Annotated in this window: 12 protein-coding genes and 2 pseudogenes; 12 read left to right on the top strand and 2 right to left on the bottom strand. The window is 47.1% G+C overall.

The genetic code is table 11. The features are described from left to right. Positions 1-149 precede the first annotated feature (149 nt). From EKM70_RS00070 to EKM70_RS00045, 6 genes are all read left to right on the top strand, one after another. A complete protein-coding gene (locus tag EKM70_RS00070) occupies positions 150-707 on the top strand; it encodes a sigma-70 RNA polymerase sigma factor region 4 domain-containing protein (protein WP_057878443.1) in 558 nt (185 codons plus the stop codon). 105 nt (positions 708-812) lie between these two features. Then, positions 813-1,010: a hypothetical protein gene (locus EKM70_RS00065; RefSeq protein WP_057878444.1), complete on the top strand. Its 198-nt coding sequence runs from the start codon at positions 813-815 to the stop codon at positions 1,008-1,010. A 34-nt stretch (positions 1,011-1,044) separates the two neighbouring features. Next, entirely contained in the window at positions 1,045-1,284 is a 240-nt protein-coding gene (locus tag EKM70_RS00060; protein ID WP_057878445.1) for a DUF2922 domain-containing protein, read from the top strand. 95 nt (positions 1,285-1,379) lie between these two features. Next, a complete protein-coding gene (locus EKM70_RS00055) occupies positions 1,380-2,672 on the top strand; it encodes an AAA family ATPase (RefSeq protein WP_225416338.1) in 1,293 nt (430 codons plus the stop codon). Between the two features lie 4 nt (positions 2,673-2,676). Beyond that, positions 2,677-3,351, top strand: coding sequence for an RloB family protein (locus EKM70_RS00050; protein ID WP_057878447.1), 675 nt, complete (start codon positions 2,677-2,679; stop codon positions 3,349-3,351). A 120-nt stretch (positions 3,352-3,471) separates the two neighbouring features. Further along, positions 3,472-3,741 (top strand): hypothetical protein, encoded by a 270-nt coding sequence (locus tag EKM70_RS00045; RefSeq protein ID WP_125544152.1) that lies wholly within the window; start codon positions 3,472-3,474, stop codon positions 3,739-3,741. An 81-nt stretch (positions 3,742-3,822) separates the two neighbouring features. On the opposite strand, the gene EKM70_RS00040 is transcribed toward EKM70_RS00045, so the two are convergent. After that, positions 3,823-4,731 (bottom strand): LysR family transcriptional regulator, encoded by a 909-nt coding sequence (locus tag EKM70_RS00040; protein ID WP_057878449.1) that lies wholly within the window; start codon positions 4,729-4,731, stop codon positions 3,823-3,825. Positions 4,732-4,936: 205 nt separating this feature from the next. Between EKM70_RS00040 and EKM70_RS00035 the strand changes: the two genes are divergently transcribed. After that, positions 4,937-6,148, top strand: coding sequence for an aminotransferase-like domain-containing protein (locus tag EKM70_RS00035; protein ID WP_191980407.1), 1,212 nt, complete (start codon positions 4,937-4,939; stop codon positions 6,146-6,148). A 1,036-nt stretch (positions 6,149-7,184) separates the two neighbouring features. Next, positions 7,185-8,570, top strand: coding sequence for a hypothetical protein (locus EKM70_RS00030; protein WP_125544150.1), 1,386 nt, complete (start codon positions 7,185-7,187; stop codon positions 8,568-8,570). Positions 8,571-8,789: 219 nt separating this feature from the next. On the opposite strand, the gene EKM70_RS00025 is transcribed toward EKM70_RS00030, so the two are convergent. Then, positions 8,790-9,776 (bottom strand): IS30 family transposase, encoded by a 987-nt coding sequence (locus tag EKM70_RS00025; RefSeq protein WP_125544148.1) that lies wholly within the window; start codon positions 9,774-9,776, stop codon positions 8,790-8,792. Between the two features lie 82 nt (positions 9,777-9,858). Here EKM70_RS00025 and EKM70_RS00020 point away from each other — a divergent pair. From EKM70_RS00020 to EKM70_RS00005, 4 genes and pseudogenes are all read left to right on the top strand, one after another. Beyond that, a pseudogene (locus EKM70_RS00020) lies at positions 9,859-9,948 on the top strand (IS200/IS605 family transposase); the annotation flags it as partial. Between the two features lie 121 nt (positions 9,949-10,069). Then, entirely contained in the window at positions 10,070-11,122 is a 1,053-nt protein-coding gene (locus EKM70_RS00015) for an IS30 family transposase (RefSeq protein ID WP_010620018.1), read from the top strand. A gap of 85 nt (positions 11,123-11,207) precedes the next feature. Beyond that, positions 11,208-11,557, top strand: a pseudogene (locus EKM70_RS00010) (transposase); the annotation flags it as partial. Positions 11,558-12,515: 958 nt separating this feature from the next. Continuing rightward, positions 12,516-12,953 carry a hypothetical protein gene (locus EKM70_RS00005; RefSeq protein ID WP_125544146.1) on the top strand — a complete coding sequence of 146 codons (438 nt, stop codon included), beginning with the start codon at positions 12,516-12,518 and terminating at the stop codon, positions 12,951-12,953. Positions 12,954-13,063: the final 110 nt, after the last annotated feature.

Here is a 13,063-nt window from a genome sequence, read left to right as displayed (position 1 = left end):
GAGTGTTTGCGGGGTAACCCGTTGCCCCTGGTCGCCTCATAATTGGTCTAGATCACCGTCGAACCCCGGTTTGGCAACGCCCCGAAAGTCCGGTAGGGTAGGCATTGACCATAGCGCTATGGATCACCACCGAGAAGGGATGATTCATCATGGACAACGACGTAACTCCGGCTTACCGTTTCTTATTTACTGGCGACCACGAGGCAATCCTGTACGGGGCCTTGAAACGCCTACACTTGACGCCCGCCCAGAACGATTACGAGGACTATCTCCAAGAGGCGCGGCTCCTCTTTCCGGCGGTTTATGCCGAGTTCCCCGACGATCCGGAAGCTAATCCGCATCAGTTTCTGGCCTACGCCCAACAGAAGATTACCTGGACACTGGCGGACCAACTCCGCCGCGACCGCCGTCAAGACGATCGGCAGGCGCCCGGCGATCAGGAGGAACTCCTGACGACCGTGCCCGCAGATGAGGACGTCCTAGCCAGCATCGGTCTGACCGATTACCGCGCGTATCTGGTGAAATTGATTGGTGCGGCGGGCAATACCGGCGAGTGGCGCTTCCTAGTGGGCACCCTCGTCGACCAATTGACGGCCGCCGAGATTGCGACCCGGCATGGCGTGAACCTCGCCACGGTGTACCGCTGGCGGCTTTCCTTAACGCGCCGACTCATTAAACATTTAACCCCACCGGACCGATTCTTTTAACAAATTTGCGAAAACATGCGAAAAAATCGGCCCGAATTTCGTTAGTAGTAGTGTAAGGGTTGGCCAACCACTACAAAATTCAGCCCCACGGAAGGAGCACCACCCATGCAAACGAACTGGAAGAAAACGACCATCACCTTTATCTTCATCGACGACGGCGACCACCCGGTCAAGATCGCGTTACAAAACGCCATCAGCACCCCGGAAGCCACGCAGATTGCGGATTTCGGCGCGACGCTCGCGACCTTAACCGGCCTCACGTTTCGCACTGCCACCGTCTCCACACAAAGTACCGTTGCCTAACGCCTAGCCAACTAAGAAGGGAAGTCATCCATCAATGAAAGCATTAGAAATGAGTTTTAAAGGCACCGACAAGCGCGTCAAGCACCTCCGGTTGAAATACATCAACACCGACCTGAAGCCTAAGGAAATCGAAGCCCTCATGGCCAAGATTGCGGAAGCCCGGTTGTTCGCCAAGGACGGCGGCGACTTGTACGCCGAACCCGTGAGTGCCGACATGATTGAGACCACTAAGACCAGCCTGTTCGCGCCGGTCGTGCCCGCACCAACGGTCTAACCTGACCCTGTCTAGCTGAATCACAACCTGAAAGGACGGCCGGTCTCCGAGAGGGATGCGGTCGCCTTTTTAGTGTTTTTGAGAAAAAGTCTCAAATGTTTGTAAAACGTGGCAATAACAGGTATCCTTCAGAAGAGGTGATTGCCATGCTCCATCAGTTGACGATAAAAAATTTTAAATCAATTCGCGACGAGGTCACGCTTGATATGACGGCGTCCGCGATTAAAGAGATTCCAGATGATGTGGTGGTGGATGCGAGCCACGAGAAAGTTTTAAAGTTAGCTGCTATCTATGGGGCGAATGCTTCGGGGAAGAGTAATGTGTTGGCTGCGCTTAAAATGATGGCCTATGCCGTGCTCGTTTCCTTTTCCGATGAAGCGGCTCTTCAGCGAATTCAGCCATACTGGTTTGAAGATCCAACCACGCCTACGGAATTTAGTGTTCTTTTTTCCACTAACGACACGATCTATCAGTATGGTTTTAGCAGTCATCAGGGACTCGTTGATGAAGAGTTCCTTTACCAGCGGGATAAAACGAAGGTTGGCGAGCGCTATCTCGAGTTGTATCGCCGTGATGAAGATGGGATAAGTGGGGCGTGGGTGGCTAATTCCGATGTGATGGGATTGATTCAGCTGGTGCCACAAAACGCCTTGTTGTTATCAACTTTCGCACGGGTTGGGGTTTCGGCCGCAACTGAAGTTCTGAACTGGTTTAAGGACCTTCATAGCGTTGATTACGGAAATGTGGAACAGGTTCGCAATGGGAGTCAGCGGATGAGATCCGATACCGCATTGAGCCCACTCATTACGTTGTTAGAAGATGACAAGGAGAAGTCGGCTCTTGAGCACTTTATTCAGGCGATTGATGTGGGAATTGCCAAGCTAGGTGTCGTCACGACTTCGGATCCTTTGACCGAACGTCAGGAGCAGAAGCATGTCGTGAGTTACCATCGCAATCCGCGAACGGGGAAGCTCATGCAGACGCCAATTTCTGCCGAGTCTAGTGGAACTCGCAAGATGCTGGTACTTTACGTCGACTTGCATCAGACGTTGTCAGCTGGTGGCCTATTGGTTGTTGATGAATTGGACGCTCAGATCCATCCATTATTGATGCGCTATATTCTCATCATGTTCCATTCTAATGTGACCAATCCCCATCATGCACAGCTGATCTTCAGTACCCAAGACATCGTGACCCTAGATAAACGTGACTTGCGACGTGATGAAATCTGGTTCGTTGACAAGGATCAAGATGGGTGTTCTGACCTGTATTCGTTGGATTCTCTGCGCGATGCCAATAATCAGAAGGTTCGCAATGACGCCAGCTATGGGAAGGATTATCTGTTGGGGAAGTTCCGAGCAACGCCGAATTTGCGGCAGTTAGGATAAGCCGATGAGTCGACATATTGGGAAAAAGGCTCGACAAAAGAAGCGAATTCTTCTCCCTGGAAGCTACTTGATTGTGAGTGAGGGGACCGTGACAGAGGTGGCCTATTTTAACGAATGGGCCAAGTTGATTAATGAAGCCTATCAAGGTATTAGTGCAAGCCCAGTTGTCAGAGTGATAGGTTGCGGAGAAAGTAATCAGAAGCTGGTAGACTACGTGAAGCAAGAGCAGGCGCTAGACGAGAAGATTTATGAGAATGTCTGGTTAGTCTTTGACAAAGATGATTTCCCTGACGCAGATTTTAATACGGCCATTAGGACGGCTAAGAAGTTAAAGTGGCATGCGGCTTGGAGCAATAATTGTTTTGAATTGTGGTACGTGTTGCACTTTGATTATTTAACAACAGCGGTTGATCGCAAGACTTATTATGACAAGCTATCTAGAGAGCTTGTTCGTAATGGATTAGCGACTGACTATCAGAAAAACGATCAGAGTATCTTAGAGTTATTGACTCCGGACCGGCGGCAAACGGCGATAAGTCGGGCAAAAAAGCTAATGGCAAGCTATGCGGAATACCGAGCGACCCCTAATTCGCAACGAGACCCAGCCACAACGGTTTACGTCTTGGTCGAAGAGTTAGAGAAATTGGTTGAAGCTGGTCGCCGCTTGCAACAGCGATGATAGTTAAAGATGGCAAAGCTTTTCGTGAGTTTTGTCATTACATAATAAACTGACACATTGTGACACCCCCAAAAGCTATACTGAACCCATAAACAAAACCAATAGAGGAGAGTGTTCACAATGAAAACCATCAAACTAACCCTAGTCTCCCTAGCCACCGTCTGGTTAGCCGGTGCCGCCACTGACGCCGACGTCACACGTCTCGCCCACGACATTACCATCTTCACTCCCGAAGGCCTCGACGAAGATCCCATGACCGAACCCGACATTATTTGGTCCAACAATGATGGCAATGCCTGGTTCGACGTCGACAGTGACCTCATTGACACGCACAAGATGACCCGCGACCAACGCAAAGCCTTCGCCGACCTTGTCCTTGCCGCCCAATAGCCCCGCCCCACATAACGTCACCACAGCCAAAAGAAACGACCTCGCATTCATCTGCGAGGCCGTTTCTGCATATTTAATCATTTATTTGCCAGCGCTATGCGTCAAGACCTTATCTGGGTAGGTTGCCTCTACATAATCGGTAATGGCTCGCAACAGCTTGGCCGTCGACGGCGCTTTGGCCTGTTCGGCATTGACCACCAGACAGATGGTCCGGTAGAACTGCTTGTCGAACGGGTAGACGTTGACGTTCCCGGTCACGCGTTCCAGCGCCAGTTCGGGCAAGATCCCCATGCCCATGCCGGCCTCGACCATCGCCAGAATGGACTGGTCGTCGATCGAGAAGCGCAGGGCGTTCGGTCGAATCTGGTAGTGGTCCAACGCGGCCTTGGTGTCCTTGTCGTAGTCGCCGCGTTGGAGGATGAAGTTCTGGTCGACCAGGTCGGCCGCCGTCACCGTCGTGCGGTTAGCGGGGACGAAGTCACTGGACGTGATGCAGTAGATTTCGTCGCGTACCAGCGGCAGGACCGTGAGCTTCTCGGCGACGGGCAAGGCCGACAGCCCGAGATCCAGTCGTCCCGTCTTGACGTCCGCCGCAATCTTGCCGAAGCCGGCTTGTTCGACGTTGATGGCGATCTGCGGGTAGTCCTGGCGGAACTGGCGGATGATCGGCGGCAGCCAGTTAATGCAGACCGAGGAGAATGCCCCGATCCGCACCGACCCGGCATTTAAGCCGTGGATATTGGCCGCGGCCTGTTGGAGCCGATCCTCGGCATTGATGATTGCCTGAATCAGGGGCAGGACGCTCTGTCCGTCCGTGGTAAGCTCCACCCCGGAACGATTCCGGATGAAGAGTGGAAAACCCAATTCCTTCTCCAGCTGGTTGACTGAGTGGCTGATCGCAGACGGCGTCACATTGAGCGTCTGTGCCGCGCGGTAAAAGGTATGTTCTTGAACAATGGTCTGAAAGACCCGATAAGCAAATGGTAACATCGTGCGTGACCCCCTCCGATTGGTTAAGATGAATTACATTCACGCAATTTCGAGATAGTTGAACTCGTTTTTCTGTCACCGGTATTCTATCATACTCTGTGAAAGCCAGGAAGCTTTTATTGGGTGTTGGGATCATTCCACACCCAAGGGGGTAGTCAGCGTGTCTGGTTGGGGCCGGGCACGACTAGAAAGGGTGAGCTCGATGATGAAAGACTTATTAGCACAACGCGTTAATCCAGATGTACCGTCGGCGTTAAGTGGTCTCTTTCCCAAGGACGATGACCCACGCGCCATCTCCTTTGCGGCTGGGAGTCCTAATGAGGACCTCTTCCCGGTCCAGGCCATGCACACAGCCTTCGACACCGCGATGATCAATCACGGTGCACACCTGTTTCAGTATCAGACGTCGCAGGGGAACGCCGATTTACGCGATCAGCTCGCCCGACGGATTGGCAAATGGGGCCAGGTTCAGACGACCCGGGATCACGTGGTCTTAACGGTCGGGGGCCAACAGGCGCTCGAATTGGTGGCCAAGACGTTACTGAATCCCGGCGATGAGGTCGTGGTGGAAGCCCCATCCTATGTGGGGGCCTTGGCCGCCTTTGACCTCTATGCGCCGACGTATTACGGCGTTCCCCTGCAAAATGATGGGATCGACCTGAATGCGTTGGAGGATACTCTGAAGCAGCATCCTAATATCAAATTACTCTACACCGTGCCGGATTATCACAATCCGACCGGGATTACGATGAGTGTGGCTAAGCGCCAACAGCTGGTGGCCTTAGCCAACAAGTATGATTTCGTGATTCTCGAGGACTCGCCTTACCGCGACCTCGGGTATGAACACCTACCACTGCCAGCCGTGAAGGCCTTCGATACCGAGGGCCGGGTCATCTTCGTCTCCAGCATGTCGAAGATTCTGATGCCCGGGTTGCGGACGGGCTGGATGGTGGCCGATGGTGGCCTCTTGACGGCAATTTTGCGGGCGCGGCAGGCCAGTGACCTCGAGGCTAATAACATCGTCCACGCGGCCATTGACGCCTACCTGACGGCCAATGACCTGGACGCTCACGTCGACATCTTAAAGGCCGACTACCAGCGGAAATGTGCCGCCATGATTCAGTCCCTCGAGGACTACTTCCCCGATGAGGCGACCTTCACGCGGCCAGATGGCGGGTTCTTCGATTGGGTGACCTTACCCGAAGAACTCGATGCCGACGCTCTCCTGAGCGATACGATTATTCCACAGGCTCACGTCAGCTACGTGCCATCAACGAACTTCTACCCGGACCGCAATGTCCGCAACGGGTTCCGGCTGAGCTTCACCGGTCTGGCTCCCGAGACGATTGACGAGGGGATGCACCGACTGGGTGACCAGATTAAGGCGGCCCTGCATGCGGCTAAGCCAGTTGTTTAGTGGTCGGTAAGAGTTGAAATTTGAGAATTGACTTATTATAGGAAAAGATAAAACGATTCGGTGATCCGTTTACCCACTGAGAAGGTTGGTGGGTGGGAGATTGCCGGTCGTTTTTGTCTGTGTGAATTTTTGGGGAGGAAAGAGGTTGAGTGGTGAGGGTGGTAAGTGGGACGTTGTTATTTGGGGTTAGAGCGTGGCTTAGTCACTTGTGGGAGAAGATTTGGGTGAATGGGTGGTGGGGATGGGAAGAGGCTTAGATAGCAGTTTTAAGAAATTCACGTTGGGTGGCTTCGGTTGGAATGAGGATCGGGAGTACTTTGAAAGACTAGGTGTTAATCCTTGAGATCAGAAAAGGCCTGAGAGCGGGTGTTCTCAGGTCTTAGGGGGTGGCATTCATATTCTATGGTCGAAACGTGCTACAGCAGGCAGCTGACTCCGCTTAACCCCGATAAGCCAATAATCCAAGCCCGGGATTATCACCTTATCGACGTTAATGCTCGCCAGCTAACCGCCTGCTTGCGCACTCTGCAAGCAAAAAGCGCCGGCGAATAAATCCGCCGACGCTCACCTTAAAGTGGTTAATTGCTTCCGTTCTCCGCGGAAGCGATCACTTTGAGGTAACTATTTCCAGTTGCCAAAAAGCATCACCCCCTTTCATTTAATTGACCACAGTGTATATCCGAGGGACAGTCTTTGCAAGTAAAGTGACTTTCCTTAACGACACATTAAGCTTTAAAAAAATGCAAAATATGTTATGGAATCAGCCAGTGCGTTACTAATATTTTAATAACGTGTGATAACTTTAACTTAGATGACAAGAACATTACAAAGAGGGGCTTATTGTTTCATTCCAACGACAAAGAAGGGCAAATCCTTGTTAAACGGGACTTATCCGTCTATAATCAATGTCGTAGTTAGGGGATAGCCAATGACGGTTAACAATTTGTGGAATATAATTCTTAACAAATACGCTAACTTCAGTTATACTATTCTTGCTTGATAAATTACATATATTATGTTTGGAGGAAGAAAAATTATGCAATCCAGTTTAAAGAAATCTCTTTATTTAGGACTCGCTGCTCTTAGCTTTGCTTCTGTAGCTGCCGTTTCAACTAACGCATCTGCAAAGTCATACGCTAAAGCCGGTGCCGAAACCGATTTGACTGTCACTAAAGATGACACTAACGTTGAATCAACGGGTACTAACGCTTTATTCACTAAGCCAGGTACTACTAAGGGTGCCAAGGTTGTTGCTTCTAAGGCAACTATGAAGAAGTTGGCTAACTCAGGTAAGTCAGCTGACTACTTCTGGGCATACCGTACGACTACCACTAACAAGGGTGCCGTTTACTACAAGGTTGTTTCTATGAACGGTAAGTACCGTGGTTACGTTTACGCTGGTAAAAAGGCTGGCGAATTCAGCCGTGGTATCGTTAAGGCCGACACTGTAACTCCTAACACTACTGATGCAAACATCAGCAAGCGCGTTTACTTTAAGGCACCAGGTACTCACAATGTTACTTGGACTGCTCCTAAGTACACTGAACACAAGGCTTCTAAGCGTGTCGTTAACACTAAGCCATTCGCCAAGGATACTTTAACTGTAACTAAGGCAGAAACTAAGACTCGTGAAAACACGTTGTACTACTACGTCCAAGATGCAGAACACCCTTCAGTAAGTGGCTGGATTTACGCCGGTGCCGTTACTACTGATGACAGTGCAGCATTTAACGATTCAACTGATGTTAAGGTTGAATATGTGAACGCTGATGGTAAGACTGTTGCATCACAAATCGCTACTGGTTTGAATGCTGATGGTACTACTACTGCTGCAACTACCGCTGGTACTCCTGTTGGTACTGCTTTAAGCACTCAAATTACTGCTGAAGTTGCTAACAAGACTTTAGCTAATAGTGGTTACACTTATGCTGCTACTAATGCTAATGCTGCTGCCTTGTTGACTGCTAAGACTGGTGACACTGTTAAGTTAAATGTCACTGAAAATACTGCTGCAACTACTCCACTTAAGTTAGTTAAGGCTAACTCAAGTTCAACTGCAACTGATACGGCAGACTTGTCAGTTTACTCTGATGGTGATACCGCTTCAGCTACTACTGTTGTAGTTCCTAAGTTATCTGCTGGCTTTAAGGGTGCTGATGGTGCCGCATTTACTTCAGCAACGTTGAAGGCTTTTGCTACTGATAACAACCTTACTACTCTTTACACCCCAACTATTACTACTGGTACTGGTGACACTGCTACCAAGACTTACTACAAGTACACTTTAGTTGATGCTAAGGATGGTAACTACGGTACTGGTAACACAGCTACCTTGGTTTACTCTCAATCAGATGCTATCAATGGTACTTCACCAGCTGACGCTAACAGCTCAACTGATGCCGGTACTATTTGGGCTAAGTAATTTAGCGATTAATAATCGTTATTAGTTATAAACAAAGAGGGTTTAACTCGTTAGAGTTGAGCCCTTTTTGTTATGCCTTTAAGCTTTGTTGAGCAATTTGGTCACACCCAAGAGCCCTCCAGTAGATTTAGAATGTAGGTATCGAAGCCAACATTGTTAGATCGAAAGGGGACTTTTTTTAAATGGCGAATAAACGCAATAGTTTTGTGCGACGAATTGTCAAACCAAGTGCAACACTTTATCAAATAATGCCTCTTCAGGGGTACGGTAGTCTAGAACCTTTCTGGGACGGTGGTTGAGTTGCCATTGGCAACTCTTAATTTCCTTTTCTGTCCGCGGTTCTAGGCTTTTATTTTTGGGAAAGTATTCTCGAATTAAACCATTCGTATTCTCATTTGTTCCCCGTTGTTGAGGTGCATATGGATCTGGCCAATAAATGGTAACGCCAAGTTCTTCACGAATTTCCGATAGTTTTAAAAATTCTGTTCCATGGTCTGTCGTGAGTGAAAGAACAAATTCCCTAGGAATTTGATCAAACATTGTTGTGAGAGCTTCGTTCACTGATTGACTATCTTTACGTTTTGCTTTCTGAATCAAAGTGTATCGAGTTAATCGCTCAACTGCACTCACTAAGACAGATTCACTGACATTTCCAAGAATGGTATTTATCTCCCAATCACCAATTCTAGTACGATTATTAACGAAGTTAGGTCGTTCTTGAATAGGGATGTAATCCACCTTGGGCTCACGATGTTTACGGTCTCCAGGACGATGCCGCTTTCTACCTTTGTGTCTGAGTTTCCGTCGAATCCCTGTATCTCCATGTGAGGAGAATGGTAAGTTTAGATTGTGATTTTCAATGTGCCGATAGATTGTATTGTAACTAACCGTCACTTTGCTTTCTAACTTTAGACGCTGAGAGATTTGCTGTGGAGACCAATGATGTTCACAAATCATTTCGATTACTTGAGCACACACTTCTGGGAGTTGATCTAGAAGTCTTGGTTTATGACTGTGATGTCTCCTAGAATGATAAGATTTTTGGGCGTCAGAGGGGGAATAATGCTTAGGTATTCGGCGGATTTCTCTGGATATGGTGCTTGGTGAACGATGTAGCCGTAAGGCTACACCCCGAATAGATAAATCCCTTGCCAATAATTCCAGAATACTTTCTCGTTCTTTTATAGTAAGATGGTGATAGCCCATAGCGAGCACTCCTTTGCTTTTCTTCGTCGTTAAGTAATTGTACCCGCTATGGGTCTTTTTATTCAATTAGTGTTGCACTTCAATTGTAAATTCGTCGCACACAAAGTGGTTATGCAAGTACCATATCGTATTCACTTCAAAGTATATGAGAAAAATAATTTATAATCAATACGCGCATTTTAGAATCAAGTTAGCCACTGTCTCAAAATTTTTTGGACAATAAAAAACATCAAGAACAGATATCCTGTATCATTGAAGTTCCTACACAAACAATGGAAGAGGATGTTGTCTTGATGCAGAAACAGGATAGCACACACCGCCAAAAAGGTCAGCACTTAACATCACTCGAGCGCGGAAAAGTGGCCGGATTCCGCCAAGCTGGGAAGTCCAATCGTTGGATTGCTGCTGAAATTGGCGTCTGCCCGCAGACCATTAATAATGAAATCAAGCGAGGTACAGTAGATCAGGTCAAGAAGAGTAATGGCAAGCGCGTCTACCATCGACAATACCTACCAGAGGCTGCTCAGGCACGTTACGAGACTGCACGCTTGAGCTGCCATCGTCCTGACAAGTTCGCCAGTGTACAGGTCTTCTTAGCCTGGTACGTACAGCGAGCTAAGCAGGACAAATGGTCGCCGGATGCTTCAATCGGCTATGCCAAGCGACACAAGCTGTTTACTCCTGAAGAGCTTGTTTGTGCCTCGACTTTGTACCAGTACATTGACGACCAACGCCTAGAGATTCGAAATATCGACCTGTTGGAGAAGACTAAGCGGAAGACCTCTCACCAGCACCACACCAAGGCTAAGCGCCTGGCTGGCCGCAGTATCGAGGAACGGCCTAAGGTCGTTGAACGACGCAGGCAGTTCGGTCACTGGGAGATGGATACCATTGTCGGTAAACGCAATGGCAAGGAGAGCGTCATCTTGACTCTGATTGAGCGCAAGACCCGTTGCCAACTTCTCCGCTTGATCGAAGGACGAGATGCAGACTCTGTGAGCTATGCATTGCGTGGAATCAAGCGCGAATGGGGAGCTTGCATCAAGACCATCACAGCAGACAACGGACCCGAGTTCACCGCCTTAAATACTGCTTTTGCTGGGACGGAAACTGAGATCTTCTACGCCCATCCTTACACGTCCTGCGACCGTGGCACCAACGAGGCACATAACCGGATGATCCGCCAGGACTTCCCTAAGGGCATGTCCCTAGATGACATTAGCCCTAGTCAAGTGCAGGCCACGCAAGACCGCTTGAATCAGTTGCCTCGCAAACAACAGGGCTACTGCACACCCCAGCAAAACTTTGAGGCCGAAGCTCGGCGCGTTCGCCGCATGGCCCAGTAGTCTCTCTAGCGCCACAACTTCTATTTGATAACGGCCTGTTCTGGGATTATCCTCAACGACTGGCTAACTTGTTCTTGCAATTTACGTTTATAATCAATATCGACGAGATTTACAAAATGATATCTGATTATTGTGTCAGGATAAAGGAGTTAAGATCCTAGAAGGTCATATGATATGATTACTTGCTGGTGAGTATACCACCAAAATTAATCTAACTTCATGGGATACCTGAAAGGTAAGGGTGTGTTGATGATGTTCGACCAACATACAAATCTAAAGTATAAATTTGAAAACTGTCATTATTGGTCAGCAGGATATTATGTGAGTGCTGTAGATTTGAATGAAGTCACAATCACGAAGTATATGAGGGACCAAGAAAAATATGATCAAGCAGTAGATAAATTAAGCGTAAGAGAGTATGAGTACCCCTTTTAGCGGTTAGGGTAAGTGGTAATATTAACGTCGCTTAAAAACAGAAAGAGTAATAAATGTAGTTTGGTGTTGGCATACCAAAACCAGCATTTTGAGACACCGGCCAGAGATGGGAGCCTGTGTGTTTTGATTATACGAAAAAAGGATGCCAATAAATTATCTATCGCCGTTAACTACCAAAGAGACGTTTTTCAGTCTTGAAAATTTAAGCTATACGTACATCTGAAAAATTTTTGGGCTTTCGTTTCAACTGAATTTTATCCGAATGGTAACCCCAACGTATTATCGTAGATCGGCATCATTTGCATCTAAGAACTTGATTAATTCCTTTTTGGTAATGTGACAGTAGGCGCGGGATTGCCCATTTTTAGGCAAAATTTCAATAATACACAACTTTCGGCATAAGACACCTTGGAGACAATTCCGCCATTTATTCTGGTCGGAGGAACAAGACCATTTGTTATTGTTTTTATTTGTGATGGTCAACCTATAAAGCGCCTATTGGGTAAGGAATTGCGCCTAAATTAAAGATTTAAAAATATTTTTAATGCTGTTAAAGCGCTTTCTTAGAGGCGAATCGCAAAAAATCACACTATCATAATATATTGTTTTTAAACGGAAATTTACATAACAGAATCAGTATATTCATTTCCTTCCGTTTTATAATTGTTGTTATATCAGGCATAGTCCGTCTTTTGAAGACTATTGAGATTAATATATGCACAGACAAAACATATAAATGATTCAAAAAAGTGTTCCACGATCATATTATATAACATGTTATATAATATGATCGTGGAATGGTTTACACCAATACTGAAATGTGCTATTTTATTAATTATAAAGTCATCAGTTTGAAGGGAGACAAATTTATGGTTTTAATCAGATCTGAACCTGGTATTTTCCAACACGGGTTGATTGGACTTCAGGGATTTGTAATTGTTAAAGGGAGCTATTTGAAATGAGCCGTGTCAAAGGTTTATCAGAATTCAGAGAGAATATGATTAATTCGGGTTTAGTGATGAGGGATTTTAATCTGCCATTAAAAGATGTTAATCTGGATAGACATGCAAATAGCAAGGTTGGGCTGAAGCTGTTGACGGATAAAAATCCGTTTGTAAAATTCATGAAGGTTCAAATGACCTTGACCGCAAAACGTGATCTTTGTCAAAAACTATTATCAAGCAAGAATAACAAAAACATATCGGATGATGACTTTGATAGAATGTTTCAGATGAATCAAAAAATTCAGCCTGAATGTACTTTTAAATATCGGGTGGTTGGCAAAAAAGACACTGACGAGCAGGAAGAGGCAGCTTATCTAGTTTCGGTATCTGGTGCGACACACAATATTTGTTATGACAAGGCAAATTCTATAATTAATCCGAACAGAAATTAAAAAGCCCAAAGCAATCACTTACAATGGTAGTAGCTAATTCCAACCAATATAGGGAGTGATTACTTTGGGTACATCTACTTTATCACGTTTTCAACGTGGCGCACTAGCAC

Origin of the sequence: Levilactobacillus lindianensis, assembly GCF_003946095.1 — a bacterium.
GTDB lineage: Bacteria > Bacillota > Bacilli > Lactobacillales > Lactobacillaceae > Levilactobacillus > Levilactobacillus lindianensis.
Note: the sequence above shows the minus strand (reverse complement) of the source record. Positions and strands in the feature narration are given on the sequence as shown.